Annotated in this window: 13 protein-coding genes; 6 read left to right on the plus strand and 7 right to left on the minus strand. The window is 71.4% G+C overall.

The window, feature by feature from the left end:
* The first annotated feature begins 16 nt into the window (after positions 1-16).
* Positions 17-1,372 carry a hypothetical protein gene (locus AB0I15_RS08355; RefSeq protein WP_358091808.1) on the plus strand — a complete coding sequence of 452 codons (1,356 nt, stop codon included), beginning with the start codon at positions 17-19 and terminating at the stop codon, positions 1,370-1,372.
* A gap of 74 nt (positions 1,373-1,446) precedes the next feature.
* Here the strand turns inward: AB0I15_RS08355 and AB0I15_RS08360 are convergent, their stop codons facing one another.
* The 3 genes from AB0I15_RS08360 to AB0I15_RS08370 are packed head-to-tail and all read right to left on the minus strand — an operon-like array spanning position 1,447 to position 3,224.
* A complete protein-coding gene (locus tag AB0I15_RS08360) occupies positions 1,447-1,884 on the minus strand; it encodes a YbaB/EbfC family nucleoid-associated protein (RefSeq protein WP_358091810.1) in 438 nt (145 codons plus the stop codon).
* Between the two features lie 51 nt (positions 1,885-1,935).
* Complete coding sequence (locus tag AB0I15_RS08365; protein ID WP_358091812.1) at positions 1,936-2,901, minus strand: hypothetical protein; 966 nt, start codon at positions 2,899-2,901, stop codon at positions 1,936-1,938.
* Positions 2,901-3,224, minus strand: a complete 324-nt coding sequence (locus tag AB0I15_RS08370; protein WP_358091814.1) for a hypothetical protein — start codon at positions 3,222-3,224, stop codon at positions 2,901-2,903. The genes AB0I15_RS08365 and AB0I15_RS08370 overlap by 1 nt, the downstream gene beginning before the upstream one ends.
* Before the next feature lie 112 nt (positions 3,225-3,336).
* Between AB0I15_RS08370 and AB0I15_RS08375 the strand changes: the two genes are divergently transcribed.
* The gene (locus tag AB0I15_RS08375; RefSeq protein WP_358091816.1) at positions 3,337-3,768 is read left to right on the plus strand and encodes a YbaB/EbfC family nucleoid-associated protein; all 432 of its coding nucleotides are present in this window, start codon (positions 3,337-3,339) and stop codon (positions 3,766-3,768) included.
* Between the two features lie 3 nt (positions 3,769-3,771).
* Here AB0I15_RS08375 and eccD read toward each other — a convergent pair whose 3' ends face one another.
* Complete coding sequence (eccD, locus tag AB0I15_RS08380) at positions 3,772-5,232, minus strand: type VII secretion integral membrane protein EccD (protein WP_358091818.1); 1,461 nt, start codon at positions 5,230-5,232, stop codon at positions 3,772-3,774.
* Between the two features lie 101 nt (positions 5,233-5,333).
* On the opposite strand from eccD, the gene eccCa reads away from it, so the two are divergent.
* Genes eccCa through AB0I15_RS08395 form a run of 3 tightly spaced genes read left to right on the plus strand, consistent with a single transcriptional unit; the run spans position 5,334 to position 10,751 of the window.
* Positions 5,334-9,332, plus strand: coding sequence for a type VII secretion protein EccCa (eccCa, locus tag AB0I15_RS08385; protein ID WP_358091820.1), 3,999 nt, complete (start codon positions 5,334-5,336; stop codon positions 9,330-9,332).
* 16 nt (positions 9,333-9,348) lie between these two features.
* A complete protein-coding gene (locus AB0I15_RS08390; protein WP_358091822.1) occupies positions 9,349-9,651 on the plus strand; it encodes a hypothetical protein in 303 nt (100 codons plus the stop codon).
* On the plus strand, positions 9,648-10,751 hold the full coding sequence (locus AB0I15_RS08395) for a transglycosylase SLT domain-containing protein (RefSeq protein WP_358091824.1): 1,104 nt from the start codon (positions 9,648-9,650) through the stop codon (positions 10,749-10,751). Before AB0I15_RS08390 ends, AB0I15_RS08395 begins: the two co-directional genes overlap by 4 nt.
* 78 nt (positions 10,752-10,829) lie before the next feature.
* Here the strand turns inward: AB0I15_RS08395 and AB0I15_RS08400 are convergent, their stop codons facing one another.
* The 3 genes from AB0I15_RS08400 to AB0I15_RS08410 form a co-directional block, all read right to left on the minus strand.
* On the minus strand, positions 10,830-12,986 hold the full coding sequence (locus AB0I15_RS08400) for a protein kinase (RefSeq protein ID WP_358091826.1): 2,157 nt from the start codon (positions 12,984-12,986) through the stop codon (positions 10,830-10,832).
* A gap of 126 nt (positions 12,987-13,112) precedes the next feature.
* Positions 13,113-14,252 carry a S8 family serine peptidase gene (locus AB0I15_RS08405; RefSeq protein ID WP_358091828.1) on the minus strand — a complete coding sequence of 380 codons (1,140 nt, stop codon included), beginning with the start codon at positions 14,250-14,252 and terminating at the stop codon, positions 13,113-13,115.
* Between the two features lie 143 nt (positions 14,253-14,395).
* Positions 14,396-14,668 carry a WXG100 family type VII secretion target gene (locus AB0I15_RS08410; RefSeq protein ID WP_358091830.1) on the minus strand — a complete coding sequence of 91 codons (273 nt, stop codon included), beginning with the start codon at positions 14,666-14,668 and terminating at the stop codon, positions 14,396-14,398.
* Positions 14,669-14,794: 126 nt separating this feature from the next.
* On the opposite strand from AB0I15_RS08410, the gene AB0I15_RS08415 reads away from it, so the two are divergent.
* Positions 14,795-15,514: an SDR family oxidoreductase gene (locus AB0I15_RS08415; RefSeq protein ID WP_358091832.1), complete on the plus strand. Its 720-nt coding sequence runs from the start codon at positions 14,795-14,797 to the stop codon at positions 15,512-15,514.
* Positions 15,515-15,538: the final 24 nt, after the last annotated feature.

Below are 15,538 nucleotides of genomic sequence, written 5' to 3' on the forward strand. Positions count from 1 at the left end.
TGCAGGGGTGGCGTAGATGGCCGACGAGTGGAAGCCGATCAAGCTCTACGAGTACCTCGGTGACACGAAGCCCGGCTTCCTCACCACCAGGGCACAGGTCGTCGCCTACCTGAAGAACACCGACCCGGACCGGATCGAGAGCGCCGGGAACAGTTACGTCAAGGCGGCCGAGCTCGTTCACGGCAAGAACGGGCTCGAGGGCACGCTCATGAAGGCCGCCGAGGAGCTCGCCGAGGTCTGGCGCGGCGACGGGGCCACCGAGGCGCTGAAGGCGCTGCGGCTGCTGCACGCGAGCGCCGCCGCGCTGGGCGACGCCATGGAGAAGACCGGCAAGCCGATGGCCGAGTACGGCCGGCAGCTCCGGACGTACCGGTCGACGATGCCCTCGAGCACCTTCGCCGGCGCCACGACCGACGTCGAGAACGAGCCCGAGCAACTCCTGCCCGCGCAGAACAGCATGGGCTATCTGGTCGACAACGCGGCCAGGGCGCATCTGGAGAAGCTGAACAACAAGATCACCGAGCTGAACGCGCAGATGGCCGCCGGCCTGGCGTTCCAGCTTCCGGAGATCAAGCCCCTGACGGTGGACACCCAGCAGGCGCCGAAGCTCGACCCCGGCAGCGGCACCGACACGCCGACGGGCCAGACGCAGTACTGGAACGGCGGCGGCTCCGACGGCACGGGCGGCTCCAGCGGCTCCAGCGGCGGCGGCGGTTCGGACGGCGGCGGGAACTCCGGCGGTAAGGACGACACCGGCGACACCGGCGGTTCCGACGGCGACACGACGCAGCCGGACCGGCCCGAGGGCCAGGATCCCGGCCAGAACGACCCGGGCCAGGACGATCCAGGTCAGGACGACCCCGGTCAGGACGACCCGGGCCAGGGCGACCCCACCACCCCGGATCGGCCCGGCGCGGAGACGCCGCAGGACCAGCCCGAGGGCCAGGACCAGAGCGTTCCGCCGGTGATCGGCGCCGACACCCCGAGGACCGAGCTGGCCGACGCCGGCCCGACGACCACCACACCGCCGACGACGACCACCACGCCGACGGCGAACCCGTACGGGCCCACGCCGACCGTGCTGACCCCCACCGGCCAGTTCCCCCCGGGCACCACGAACCCCTACGGCATCGGCCCCGGCACGCCGGGCGGCGGCTCGTGGTACGGCCCAGGCGGCGCGACGCCCTCGACCAGCCCCGCGGTGCTCCGCGGCGGCGCGGGGACCCCCGGCGCCGGCTTCATGGGCTACCCGCCGATGATGGGCGCGGGAGCCGGTGGAGAGCAGGGCGACGAGCGGTCCCGCGAGATCTACGACCCCGAGGGCGACGTCTGGTCCTCCCCGCACCAGACCAGCCCGGATCGCATCGGCTGACCGGGCGCACACGAAGAGGGCTGACCCGCCGGGTCAGCCCTCTTTCTGCGCGGTAGGCCCTCTCCTTGTTCCGGTCAGCCCTCCATGCGCTGCCGGATCCGGTCCATCTGGCCCATGAGGTCCTCGAAGGTCCGGTTGTAGGCCGACTCGGCCAGGCGCACCTGCTCCAGCGCGCCCTCGGGATCGCGGGAGAAGCGCATCGGGTTGTCCGCGCCGAAGAGCTCCTCCATCTGCTCGTCCACCTGCCGCCGCAGGTCGGCGGCGGCCTCCTGGACGAGGAGTTTGATGCGCTCGCCCAGCTCGCCCGACGACAGGCGCATGGCCTTGGGGTGCAGGCGGAGCTCCTGGAGCCCGGCCTGGCCGTACTCCACCAGCACCAGGCCCTCCTCGTCCTCCGCACGGCCGACGAGCCCCTTCAGGGTTTCCTGGAGCTCGCCCGCGCGGGCCATCTGCTGGTCGGCGTTCTTGAGGATCTTGTCGAAATCCAGTCCCCCGAAATCCCGTTCGATCATCCTCACACCTCATATGCCACAGAAGACGCTTTTGCCCCCAGACCCTATCCCTCAGGAGGCCGGCTGGGGGATGTCCCGCTTGGGCCCGATCCAGTCGAAGTCCTGGTAGCGCGGAGGCAGGCCGTTCTTCTTCGCGGGCTCCTCGAACGAGGGGTACTCACCGGCGTCGATGGTGATCGTCTTGAAGTTCACCGCCGCGCCGCCACCCGGCGTGATGTAGCCGAACTGGTGGTTCTTCTTCACCATGGTCGACAGCACGTCGCCGCCCTCCTTCAGCGTGGTGGCCAGCGAGGTGGCCAGGAAGAGCGTGGCGATGTTCACCTCGGTGGTGATGTAGCGCTCCAGCAGCACCCCCCACACCGACGTGTTCGGCACCCGCTGCAGCCCCTTGGCGATCACGAGCAGGCCCATCGCGGCGAAGGACATGCGCATGACCCAGGTCCAGAAGCTCCGGTAGGACGCCGCGACCTCGTCGAGCATGCTGCCGCCCTTGGACAGCACGTTGCGCAGCGCGCCGACCTCCCGGTGGAACGTCCACAGCGCCCGCTCGAGCTCGTCGCGGTCCATGGCGATCCAGCCGTCCCTGCTCGTGTTGAGGATCTGCGGGATGAGCTGCTTGATGCCGTCGTCGAGCCGCGAGGCCATGCCGCTGTCCCAGACGGCCACCGCCTGGGCCATGCCGGGCTCGTTGGCCAGCATGCCGCCCGCGATGGCGATGGCCGGGGCCAGGCCCACCGCGATCTTGCCGACCCTCTTGAGCGCGTTGAGCGCCTTGTCACCCAGGGAGGTGGCGTACGGGTTACGCCAGGCGGACACCGGCTGGGCAGGCGGCGGCGAGGTGTACGGCCCCGCCTGCGGCGCCCCGAACCCCGGCTGTCCCGGGTGGCGCGGCGGGCCGAACCCCCCGGTGCTCGGCGGCGTGACGGGCTGACCCGGGGGCGTGGTGACGTACGGGTTGCCCGGCAGCGGCTGGTTGGGCACGGGCCGGGTGTGCGCCCACGGGTCGGGAGTGCCCATCAGCGATACCTCACGATGCTGGCCTCCTCGGCGGCGCGCCAGTTGCGCCTGGCCCGTTCCAGTGCCTCGGTCCAGCCCTTCACCGCGCCCTCCGCGTCGGACAGGGTGGTGTCGGCCCAGCGGCGGAACTCCTCGTACGCGCCACCGATCATCATTCCCCCGATGGCGCCGAACCCGAGCCCGTCCACGGCCGTCATCGGCTGCAGCCCGTGGACGAACTCGACGGAGCCCAGCAACTCCTCGTCGATCCGCTTGCGCGTGTGCGCGATGGTGGAGGACGTGACGTAGATGTCTTGACCAGAACTCGGCTGATTAGTCGGCACAAAACGGGATTCTTGTCCAGAACTACCCGCAACGTCAGTCCACTTGCCGTGATCTTCATGGTCGGTTCAGCAACCCGCCAGCCTGGGCTCCCCTGCGGTTAACCGGCCGCCGATGACGTGGCATGCCATGGACTACACCGAACACGACGTCGACGAGCTGCTGCGGGAGAACGAACGCGAGCTGCGGCGGCTGGCCGAGGCCGCCGGGGAGCTCGGGCGGATCAGCGGGAAGGGAGAGAGCCGCAGCGGACTGACCACCGCGGTCGTGGACGCCGCCGGTCGCCTGGAGAGCGTCGCGTTCTCGGCGCGGGTGCAGCGGCTGGAGACCGCGGCGCTGGCCGAGGAGGTCGTCCAGGCCGTACGGGCGGCGCAGGAGGACCAGGACCGCCAGGCCCGCGAGCTGCTGGCCGTGCCCGCCTCGCAGCAGATCGCACTGGAGGACATCCAGCGCCAGTTCGACGAGTTCCACCAGTCGTTCAGGGCGGAGAGCGCCGACAGGAAGGAGCGGCTGCGGCGGCTGGGCGACGAGGATCCCAGAGACTGACCCTCAGCCGGACAGGCCGCGGATCCAGGTGTAGACGTCGAGCACGCCGAGCGCGAGCGGGAAGAGCGTGATCAGCAGGATGATGTCCACGATCTCGCCGGCCCGGCCCCAGAACGGCGAGAGCCGCCCCGACGGCAGCCACAGGCCGAGCCCGACGACCAGCATGGCCAGCCAGAGCAGGGCCATCACCACGGCCGCCGCGATCACGGTGCCCGCCCCCGCGCTCAGCGCGATCGCCATGGCGGCCAGCCCGGCCAGGCCCGAGCACAGCAGCCAGAGCCGCTGCCCGAGCCCGTGGAAGACGCGGGCGCGCAGGAGCAGCACCAGGGAGAGCACGATGGCCATGGACACGGCCATCCAGCCCCCCAGGGGGATCAGGAAGACCAGGGCGCCGATCGCGGTCAGCGCGATGCCGGTGACCATGCCCGTGGCGTAGCGGCTGGCCTGGGCGGTGCGCGTGAGGATGCCGTCGCTGTCGAGCCGCTGGTTGTCGGCCCGCAGCTCCTCGGCGTTGGTGGGCAGGGTGGGCAGCGGCACCCTGGCGATCCGGAACGACAGCGTGGGGATCAGCGGGCTGAGCGAGATCAGGACGGTCACGGTCATGGCCGCGGTGCCGGCCGTCGGCGCCCCGAACACCATCACCACGGCCGCGGCGATCGCCCCCGCCACGGTCGCGATGGCCGTGCCGAGGAAGCCGGCCACGCCGTCGGCCACGAGGGTGCCGCCGATCGTGGCCACCAGCGCCGTGCACGTCAGGGCGGCCAGCAGGTGCGGGGCGCCGAGCCCGGCCAGGGTGGAGCCGCTGGCCAGGCCGTACAGGCCGGCCAGGAAGGCGTAGGGCAGGGCCGCGTAGCCGATCAGCGCGCCCGCGGAGGAGTCGCCGACCGCTCTCGACAGGGCGGCGCTGACGCCGAGCAGCAGGAGGGCGAGCATGCCCGCGACCACGGTCACGCCCAGCGGCTCGCTCCCGGACAGCACCAGCGCGGGGGCGCCGAGCGTGAGCAGCACGGCCGCCGCGCCCGCTCCCAGGGCCCTGGTGTGGCGGCTCTCCCACTTGCCCGTACTGTCCTTGACCCCGGTGGCCACCACGTCGGCCACGTCGTCGTAGAGCGCGGGCGGCAGCGTGAACTCGCGCGGCCTCAGGTAGAGGATCTCGCCGTCGAGCACGCCCAGCGCGGACAGTGTCTGGCCGAGGTCGAACGGCGCGCCGCCCAGCCGCTGCAGCACCCAGCCGGGCGCGCCCGCCGCGTCGCCGCCGGCCTCACCGACCGCCCGCAGCAGACCCGGCAGCACGTGGGGCAGCGGCACGTCGGCGGGCAGCGCCAGGTCGACCCTGCGGCGCGGGGCCACGATCGTGACGTGGCACAGCGGCGCCAGCGGCGCGCGCATCTGCTGCTGTCCGCCCTGGTGCATGGACGGGATCGGCTGCATCGGCTGCATCGGCTGGTGGGCGAGCGAGGTCACGGCCACTCCAGGTCTGGCTGGCTAAATCCGACATGGCGAACATATAGGGATGGCGGGTCTGGTAAGAAAGTGTTCCAGGTGACAGGAGGGTTGTCCCGTCAGTGAGCATCGTTGTAGTACGGCGCCCAGAACGCCGCCCCAGTCCCCAGCCACCGCGCGGGGAGATCCTGCTGGAGCCGCCGCCGGAGATCCCGGAGGTCCAGCCCGCGGGGATGATGGGTGTGCTCATGTACGTCCCGATGCTAGCCGGAGCGGCGGCCATGGGACTCATGTTCACCGCCGGCGGCAACTCCAATCCGATCATGTACGTCGCCAGCGGCCTGTTCGCCGTGTCGATGCTCGGCATGACGATCGGCCAGTTCGGCCGTAACGCCGGCGAGCGCAAGAACCGGCTCAACGGCCTGCGCCGCGACTATTTCCGCTACCTGTCGCAGATCCGCAAGCGGGTTCGCAAGGCCGCGGTCCAGCAGCGCGAGGCCCTGGAGTGGAGCGGCCCGGCCCCCGACACGCTCTGGTGGGTGGCCATGGGGCCGCGCCTGTGGGAGCGCAGGCCGCGCGACGACGACTTCGGCACCGTACGGCTGGGCACGGGTGTGCAGAAGCTGGCCGTGCAGCTCATCCCGCCCGACTCCAAGCCGGTCGAGGACCTGGACGCGCTGACCGCGGGCGCGCTGCGCCGGTTCGTCAGGGCGCACTCCACGGTGTCCGGGCTGCCCGTGGCGGTGGCGCTCAACTCCTTCGCCCGGATCCACCTGAGCGGTGACCCGCGCGCGGTGCGCGGCCTGGTCAGGGCGATGATCGCGCAGTTGGCCACCTTCCATTCGCCCGACGACATGCGGGTGCTGGTGTGCGCGAGCAAGGAGTGGATGCCGCACTGGGACTGGGTGAAGTGGCTGCCGCACGCCCTGCATCCCGAGGAGTCGGACGCGGCGGGCCAGGTGCGGCTGATGGGCGAGAGCATGAGCCAGCTCGACCAGCTCGTGGGTGACGAGCTGAAGGAGCGCGCCAGGTTCCGGCCCGGCACGGCGGCGGACGCGCTGCCGTACCACGTGGTGATCGTGGACGGCGGGCACGTCTCGCACGACTCGCAGCTCGGCACGGACGCCATCCAGGGCGTCACGGTGATCGACCTGTCGGAGGCGACGGCGCCGGTCGAGGAGGCCAGCATGCTGCGCCTGGAGATCCGCGCCGACGGGTTCCACATGGTGAAGATCGACCATGCCGGCAAGCGCTCCACGACCCGGCTGGGCGATCCCGACAAACTGGACTACGCGCGGGCCGAGGGGCTCGCCAGGCAGCTCGCCCCGCTGCGGGCCTCGGCGAACTCCGGCGGCGAGTCACAGGACCTGCTGGGCACCAACCTGACGCTGACCGAGCTGCTCGGCGTGGGCGACCCGGGCCTGCTGCAGGCGGCGGTCACCTGGCAGCCCAGGGCGGGCCGCAACCGGCTGCGGGTGCCGATCGGCCTGGGCGGCGACGGCCGGATCGTCGAGCTGGACATCAAGGAGTCCGCGCAGGGCGGCATGGGCCCGCACGGGCTGGTCATCGGCGCGACCGGCTCCGGTAAGTCGGAGCTGCTGCGCACGCTCGTGCTGGGCCTGGCGATCACGCACTCGTCCGAGATCCTCAACTTCGTGCTCGTCGACTTCAAGGGCGGCGCGACCTTCCTCGGCCTGGACACGCTCTCGCACGTCTCGGCCGTCATCACCAACCTCGAGGACGAGCTGCCGCTGGTCGACCGCATGCACGACGCGCTGCACGGCGAGATGGTGCGGCGCCAGGAACTGCTGCGCTCGGCCGGCAACTACGCCTCGCTGCGCGACTACGAGCGGGCCCGCGAGCAGGGCGCCGACCTGCGGCCGATGCCGACGCTGTTCATCGTCCTCGACGAGTTCAGCGAGCTGCTGGCGGCCAAGCCGGAGTTCATCGACCTGTTCGTGATGATCGGCCGGCTGGGCCGTTCGCTCGGGGTGCACCTGCTGCTGGCCTCGCAGAGGCTGGAGGAGGGGCGGCTGCGCGGGCTGGACACGCACCTGTCGTACCGGATCGGCCTGCGGACGTTCTCGGCCATGGAGAGCCGGGTCGTGCTGGGCGTGGCGGACGCGTACGAGCTGCCGTCCGCGCCGGGCAACGGCTACCTGAAGTTCGACACGACCGGGATGACCAGGTTCAAGGCCGCGTACGTGTCGGCCGCCTACCAGGGCGACCCCACCCAGGTGGCCGCGCCCGACGGTGCGGCGCCGATCCGCGAGGTCGTCGAGTACGGTCCCGCCTACATGCCGCTCCCGGAGATCACCAGCCCGGTCAAGATCCCGCAGGAGCAGGACGACGAGCCGGCGTCGAGCAACCAGCGCAGCCTGCTCGACGTCGTGGTGGGCCGCCTGACCGGGCACGGCCCCGCCGCCCATCGCATCTGGCTGCCACCGCTGTCCGAGCCGCCCACCCTGGCGCACCTGCTGCCGCCGCTGTCGGTCTCGCCCGAACAGGGCCTGACCACGGTCGGCTGGCAGGGCAGGGGCCGTCTGCACGCGGTCGTCGGCATCATCGACAAGCCCTTCGAGCAGCGCCGCGACCCGTTCTGGCTGGACATGTCCGGCGCCGCGGGCCACGTCGGCGTGGTGGGCGGCACGCAGAGCGGCAAGAGCACCGTGGTGCGGACCCTGGTGGCCAGCATGGCGCTCATGCACACCCCGCGCGAGGTGCAGTTCTACTGCCTCGACTTCGGTGGTGGCGCGCTCGCCTCGCTGGAGGGCCTGCCGCACGTCGGCGGCGTGGCCACGCGCCTGGACGGCGACCGCGTCCGCCGTACGGTGGCCGAGATCGGCGCGATCCTGGAGCAGCGCGAGCGGGACTTCGGCGAGCACGGCGTCGAGTCGATGGCCTCCTACCGCCGGATGTGCGAGGAGGGCACGATCCAGGGTGACGGCTGGGGCGATGTGTTCCTGGTGGTGGACGGCTGGCTGACGCTCCGGCAGGAGTTCGACTCGCTGGAGCCGACCATCACCGACCTCGCGGCGCGCGGGCTCGGCTACGGCATCCACCTGGTGGCCGCGACCAACAAGTGGTCGGAGTTCCGGCCCAGCATCCGCGACCTGCTCGGCACCAAGATCGAGCTCAAGCTCGGTGACGCCTACGAGTCGGAGGTCAGCAGGAAGCAGGCGCTGGCCGTGCCCGAGGGGACGCCGGGGCGCGGGCTGACGAAGGACGGGTTCCACTTCCTGTCCGCGCTGCCCAGGATCGACGGGGTGCAGAACTCCTCGGACCTGGCGTCGGGCGGGCGGGCGCTGGTGCAGGCCGTACGCGAGTCCTGGCAGGGCCCTCCGGCGCCGCCGGTCCGGCTGCTGCCCGCCGTCCTGCCCTTCTCGGCGCTGCCGCAGGACCTGGAGCGGATCCCGATCGGCATCGACGAGGCGTCGCTGTCGCCGGTGTCGCTCGACTTCGACGCCGACCCGCACTTCGTCGTGTTCGGCGAGAACGAGAGCGGCAAGTCCAACCTGCTGCGGCTCATCGCCGAGGGGCTGGTGGCCAGGAAGCAGCCCAGCGAGGCGATGATGATCGTGATCGACTACCGGCGGGCGCTGCTCGACTCGGCGGTGACCCCGCACCGCATCGGCTACGCCGCCTCCAGCGCGGCCGCGGCCGACCTGATCAACGACGCCAAGAGCGCGCTGCTGAGCCGCCTGCCCCCGGCGGACCTGACGCCGCAGCAACTGCGCGACAGGAGCTGGTGGCAGGGCTCCGACCTGTACATCATCGTCGACGACTACGACCTGGTGGCCACCTCGTCAAACCCGCTGCACGCGCTGGTGGACCTGCTGCCGCAGGCGCGTGACATCGGCCTGCACGTGGTGCTGTCCCGTCAGATGGGCGGCGCGAGCCGCGCCATGTTCGACCCGGTCATCCAACGCATGAAGGACATGGCCACGCCCGCGCTGCTCATGTCGGGCAGCAAGGACGAGGGCTACCTGTTCGGCAACGTACGTCCGCAACCGCTCCCGCCCGGCCGTGGCCAACTCGTGGACCGCCGCTACGGCGCGCGTCTGATGCAGACCGCGTTCCTGGACGCCGAAAGAGGAACAGGAGACAATGGCCGACCTTGACATTCACCTCTCGGCCTTGGACAGGTGCCGCACGGCCATCCACAAGGCCGCGGGCCAGTACGAGGACACCCTGATCGAGCGCAACCCCGGAAAGCTCGTCTACGACGACAAGGGCGACGTGCGCAACAACCGCACGCCCATCGGCGCCGAGTTGTTCGGCGAGGTGACGGACTCCGCGACGCTGGCCGCGGAGGCCACCAGCGTCTGGAGCGCGCTCGTCGGCGAGATGGACGAGGCCCGCAGGAAGCTCGGCGACGCCGAGCGGGGCCTCAGCAACGTGGAGGAGAACATCCGGGCCGCGCACAGGGCCACCTCATGAGCGTCGCCCACCTGCCGGGCGGCGCCGCCCTCGACGCGATGCTGCGCAAGGTGACCGGCAAGCCCGGCACGATCGAGTCCATCGCGAAGGAGTGGCGCGGCCTGTCCGGCAACGTCGAGGAGTTCGCCGGAGGGCTGTCCTCGGCGGTCCAGACGGTGGCCGAGGCCTGGAAGGGCCGCTCGGCCGAGGACTTCGCCACCTACATGGGCAAGTACGGCACCGCGGCGGAGGGCCTGAAGTCGGCCCTGTCGAGCTCCGCCACCTCGCTGGACAACGCCGCCGCCGCGCTGCGCGAGGCGCACACCGAGATCAGCTCGATCCTCCGTGACCTGAACACCAGCGCCACCACGTACAAGACCCAGTTCTACAACAAGAACCCCGAGGCCACGGACGCGGACGTGAACCCCGGGCTGACCAAGCTGGTCAACCAGGCCAAGACCGACGCCCAGCCCTGGGTGGACGCCGCGGACACGGCCGTGACCAAGGCCAAGAACCAGATCAAGCAGCACCTGAAGGACCGCGGGGTGACCTTCGGCTCCATCCCCGAGGTGGTCACCCAGACCTTCACGCCGGCCCCCGGCCGGAAGATCGACTGGCAGCGCGACCCCGACTACCAGCAGAACGGCACCTCCACCCAGGGCGGCCAGGGCGCCCCCGTGGACCTCGCCGGCGGCTCGGGCGGCGGCTCGGGCTCGTACGGCCCCAGCGGCCCGCCCCCGGCCGGTGGCGGCCCCGCGCCGACCGGCAAGGTCAAGGAGTGGATCGAGCAGGCCATGGAGATCCTGGCCAAGAACGGGGTCCCGGTCTCGAAGATGAACCCCAACGACATCTACATGATCATCAAGCACGAGTCCGGCGGCAACCCCAACGCGATCAACAACTGGGACTCCAACGCGGCCAAGGGCACGCCGTCGAAGGGGCTCATGCAGACCATCGACCCGACGTTCAACTCCTACAAGCTCCAGGGGCACGGCGACATCTACGACCCGGTGGACAACATCATCGCGGGCGTCCGGTACGCGATCTCGCGCTACGGCTCGGTCTCGAACGTGCCCGGCGTCGTCAACAGCAAGCAGGGTGAGGGCTACGTCGGCTACTGACCCGGCGAACGAGCGGGGCCCGGGTCACCTCAAGGTGATCCGGGCCCCGCTTTTTCCCGCTGTTCTCGCGTCAGTGGCTCAGCCGCAGTTGGCCCAGCCCGCGCTGGTGCTCTGCGAGCCGACACTGCCGCCGATGCGCACGCACTTGCCCTTCGCGGCCACCTTGACCGGTCCGGCGTAGAACTCGTAGCTGCCGCTGTCCGACTGGGCGCTGCCGCCCTGCGCCTCCAGGGTGACGCCGACCGAGGTGCTCTTGCCGATGTCCACGGTCTTCATGGTGACCGCGCAGTTCTGGCCGGTGCTGTTGTTCCAGAGCTGGTAGGTCACGCCGCCGGAGAACGCGCTCGAACGCTGGACCGAGAAGCCCGAGCCGCAGACCTGCTGAGGCGTGTACGGGTTCTTCGTCTGCGTCGGCGTCGGCTTGGGGGTCGTCTTCGTGGGGGTGGGCTTCGGCGTCGGCTTGGGGGTCGTCTTCGTGGGAGTCGGCTTCGGCGTGGGCTTGGCCGTCTTGGTCGGGGTCGGCTCCGGCTCCTCGGTGGGGGTCGGCTCCGGCTCCTTCGTCGGCTCCTTGGTCGGTTCCTTGGTGGGCTTCTTGGTGGGCGGCACCGTCTTGGTGACGGTCGCCGTCGGCTTGGCGGGCTTCTTGGTCGAATCCGGCCGGGCGGTGGTGGTCTGCGCCGCCGGGACCGACTGCGTGGGCACCGCGACCGGCTGGGAGGGCAGCGGGGCCGGGGTGGTCGGCGCGGTGGTCAGCTCGGGCACGCCGGTGGGCGGGGCCGAGGTCCACTCGGTGGGCAGCACCAGCGGGCCGACGCCCGCGTCGTCGGGGTTGCTCGTGGCGCCCCACGGCACCGTCGCCTCGGGCGCCGTCTGCTGCGGGGCGACACCGACGGGGTCGGAGCCCTGCTGGGGCGCGGAGGTGGCGGACGAGGTGGGCACCGGGATCACGTCGGCGTTGGCCTGCGCCACGGAGGCGGGGTTGACCTGCTGCAGCCGTACGTACTTGTTGGCGCCCCACAGGCCCAGGGCCGAGATCAGCGCGACCACGGCGACGCCGGCGAGCAGCCCTAAGGGGAGCCCTCTGCGCGGCGAAGGAGAGGCGGGCTTGCCCGGCACCGCTTCGAGGCGGATCTGGTGCGGCGGGGCCTGCTCGGCGTCCGGCGGCCCCCACATGGTCACCTCCGCCGGCCCCGGCGCCGGCGGCATGCCCTGCATGGGCGACCCGTGCATCGGGGGCCCCTGCATGGGCGGGCCTTGCAGGGGCGACCCCTGCATAGGAGGCCCCTGCATCGGCGGGCCCTGCATCGGGGACATCTGCGCCGGGACGCCCTGCATGGGAGGGGGCCCCTGCGTCGGCGGCCCCTGCGTGAACACCCCCGGCGGTGGCGGCGGCGGACCCTGCGGGGGCACGCCGGGCACCGGGATGCCCTGGATCGGCACGCCCTCGATCGGCGGGCCGTCGATGGCCGGCTTGGCGGCCGGCGTCTTCGGCCCGGCGGCGTCGCCGAGCACCTGCATGAGCGCGCTGTACGTGGTCGGCCGCGGCCCGACCTCCTTGGCCAGCGCCGACACCAGCACCCTGCGCATCGGCTCGGCCTCGATGCCGACGTCGGGCTCGGCGTTCAGCACGGCTTCCCGGCCGTCGAACGGCGGCTTGCCGGTGCCCGCGAAGACGACCGTGGCCGCCCAGGCGAACACGTCCGCGTACGGGCCGTACTGCAGGCCCTCGATCTGCTCGGGAGCCTGGTAGGCGACCTCGCCGACGGGTTCGCCCACCGCGGCGTCGGTCACCCGGGGGCCCTCGGGGCCGAGGATGACGTTGTGCGGGGTGAGCGAGCGGTGCGACAGGCCCGCGAGGTGGACGGCCGACAGGGCGGTCAGCACGCCGACCGCGACCCGCTCGAGCGCGTCGCCGGTCAGGGGCTCACCCTGCGCCACCGTCTCGGCCAGGCTCTTGCCCTCGACGTATTCGCGCACGATGTAGGGCCGGTCGTCCAGCATGCCGGCGTCCAGCATCCTGGCGACGTACGAGCTGGAGACCCGCCGGGCGCCGAGGTACTTGGCCGGCGCGGTCTCTCCGGGCTCGTCTTCGGCGGGAAGGAGCTTGATGGCGACCATGGGGGCTTCATCGGACTCTCGCCCGAGGAATACCGCCCCTCGCGGCCCTTCTCCCAGCAGCCCGACAATGCTGAAAGCGCCGATCCGCTCTGGATCACCAGGGCGCAAAGGGTGCATGCCCAAACCTTTCACCAGCAAAGCATGATCAGGCACATTCAACCAGATCCGTCACATCCGCATCAGTAGTTTCGGGCCGTACCCGACAATTCACTGTGCCTTTTCCTTGCAGTCGGAGTTAGCCGGTCAATCGGGACGGCCGGCTCGCCAGCCTCTGCGCCGCCCCATCGGGATCACGGCGCGGGCGGCGGCCACGACGATCACCAGCCCCAGAGCGCAGGCCGCGACGAGCAGGGCCAGGTCGACCGCGGCCTGGTCCACGGGCGGGGCCTTGGCCACGGCGCCGCGCGGGAGCGGGCTCGGCGGCGGGGGCGCCACGACGGGGGCGTTGGCCGGCTCGTCGGGCAGGATCGCGCTCACGGCCAGCATGGGGTTGACCATGCCCGCCCCCTTGCCCGCGCCGGTGGCGCCGTCGGCGGTGGCGATGATGCGCTGGCGTACCTGGGACTGGTCCAGGGTGGGGTAGCGGGCCCGGACGAGCGCCGCGACGCCCGCCACGTACGGCGCGGCGTAGCTGGTGCCGTCGAGGTCCTCGTTGTAGGAACGGCCGGTCCAGGTGGACGTGACACCCTCACCGGGCCCGATCACCGAGACCGGCGTCTTGGTGTTGGAGAACTCGGCCAGCACGCCACTCGGCCCCGCCGCGCCCACCGCGAGCACGCCCTCGTAGCTCGCCGGGTAGGCCGGAGAGGGCGTGCCGTCCTCCTTCGTGACGTTGCCGGCCGCGGCCACGACGACCGCGTCCTTGGCGATCGCGTACTGGACGGCCGCCTCCAGCGCGGGCTGGTCCAGCGTCCTGCTCGACACGTTGATGACCTTGGCGCCCTGGTCGGCGGCGGCCTTGATGCCCTTGACCAGCAGTTGCGTGTCGCCGTTCCGCTCCGTCTCGGTGAACTTGTACGACAGCAGCCGCGCGCCCGGCGCCATGCCGTAGAACAGCACCCCGCGCATGTACTGCGCGCCGATGATGCCCGCCACCGCGGTGCCGTGGCCGATGCAGTCGCGGTAGCCGGAGCCGGTGAGGTCGGCCTTGCCCGCCAGGCGGATCTGCGGATGCTCCAGGTCGACGCCGGTGTCGATGATCGCCACCGGCACACCCGCGCCGGTGGACAGCGACCAGACGCGCTTGGGGTCGAGCCGCTTCTGGGCCCAGGACTCGCCGATCTCCAGGGTGCCCCTGGCCGGGTTGCACGCCTCACGGGCTACGGCGGGCACCAGCGGGATCTGCAGGGCGAGCGCGCTTGCCACGAGGGCGCGACCTATCATGGCGAAAAAGCCTAGCTTGCCCGATTCGGCGGCCTGTCCGAATTACCGGGAAAGGCGGCCCGGTCGAGGCCGCTCTGGCCCGGCCAAGGCCGGACGACGGGAAGAAGCCCCAGCATTCCCTCGCCAGGGCCTCCAGCCGTCGCTCATTTCGTCGCGGACTCGATGTTCTGGCGGTAGGTGCCGATGACCCGCGAAGCCTCCTGGAGCTCCTCGGTCATGCGCTGGAACGCCGTACGGTAGTTCTGCCACGCCTGCTGGAAACGCTGCGCCCCCGGCCCGGTCCACGCGGTGCCGACCTTGGCGGCCTCGCGGTCGAGCGCGGTCATCGTGGTGCGGACCGCCTCCGACTGCTGCGTGAACTGAGTCGACATCTGCTGCATTTCCTGCAGGTCGCCACCGACCATGCTGTGGCTCATGCAAACCTCCTGGAAGCTGGGAAAGCGCCCTCACACTAAGGGGGCCCACCAGCCGTCGCTCCCGTTATGCCGAGCGGCTATGGTCTACCCGAGGATTGTTCGGATCTCATCGGGAGCTGGCGGTTCATGCGCGAGGTTGTGGTGACCGGCGGCGGGACCGGCATCGGCTACGCGATCGCCGCGGCGTTCGCCGCGCTCGGCGACCACGTCACCATCACCGGCCGCCGCGAACAGGTGCTCAAAGAGGCCGCCGCGCGCCTCAGGGCGTCGTGGACGCCGTTCAACGCGGCCAGCCCCGTCGCCGTCAAAGAGGCGCTGTCCGGCCTGCCCGAGCGGGTCGACGTCCTGGTCAACAACGCCGGCGGCAACACCAACCTGGACCGCAGGCAGTCCGGCGAGCTGATGGACGTGGCCGAGGCGTGGTGGGCCAACCTCAACGCCAACCTCATGTCCGCCGTCCTCGTCACCACCGCGCTGGCGCCGCGCATGCGCGAGGGCGGCCGCGTCGTCTCGATCGGCTCCATCGCCGCCAGGGGCACGGGCTCCGGCTCGTACGGCGCCGCCAAGGCCGCCCTGGAGTCCTGGTCCGCCGACCTGGCCGCCGAGCTGGGCCCCAGGGGCATCACCGCGAACGTGGTCTCTCCCGGCCTCGTCCTCGACACCGAGTTCTTCCGCGGCCGCCTGACGGATGACGGAATCCGGGCCCGGGTGGAGAACACGCGCAACGGGCGGCCTGGCACTCCCGCCGACGTGGCGGATACCGTTCTCTTCCTGGCCTCCGAGGGAGCAAGGCACATCACGGGGCAGGTCGTACACGTCAACGGCGGCGCCTATCTGGGCCGCTGAGCGTCTCCAGAAAGAAAGGACGAG

Source organism: Nonomuraea sp. NPDC050643 (assembly GCF_040654715.1).
Taxonomy (GTDB): Bacteria; Actinomycetota; Actinomycetes; order Streptosporangiales; family Streptosporangiaceae; genus Nonomuraea.

Bases quoted from the DNA above. Each gene is read 5' to 3' on its own strand.
- AB0I15_RS08355 (WP_358091808.1), top strand. From the start codon at position 17: ATGGCCGACGAGTGGAAGCCGATCAAGCTCTACGAGTACCTCGGTGAC.
- AB0I15_RS08360 (WP_358091810.1), bottom strand. From the start codon at position 1,884: ATGATCGAACGGGATTTCGGGGGACTGGATTTCGACAAGATCCTCAAG.
- AB0I15_RS08365 (WP_358091812.1), bottom strand. From the start codon at position 2,901: ATGGGCACTCCCGACCCGTGGGCGCACACCCGGCCCGTGCCCAACCAG.
- AB0I15_RS08375 (WP_358091816.1), top strand. From the start codon at position 3,337: ATGACGTGGCATGCCATGGACTACACCGAACACGACGTCGACGAGCTG.
- AB0I15_RS08395 (WP_358091824.1), top strand. From the start codon at position 9,648: ATGAGCGTCGCCCACCTGCCGGGCGGCGCCGCCCTCGACGCGATGCTG.
- AB0I15_RS08400 (WP_358091826.1), bottom strand. From the start codon at position 12,986: ATGCACCCTTTGCGCCCTGGTGATCCAGAGCGGATCGGCGCTTTCAGC.
- AB0I15_RS08405 (WP_358091828.1), bottom strand. From the start codon at position 14,252: ATGATAGGTCGCGCCCTCGTGGCAAGCGCGCTCGCCCTGCAGATCCCG.
- AB0I15_RS08410 (WP_358091830.1), bottom strand. From the start codon at position 14,668: ATGAGCCACAGCATGGTCGGTGGCGACCTGCAGGAAATGCAGCAGATG.
- AB0I15_RS08415 (WP_358091832.1), top strand. From the start codon at position 14,795: ATGCGCGAGGTTGTGGTGACCGGCGGCGGGACCGGCATCGGCTACGCG.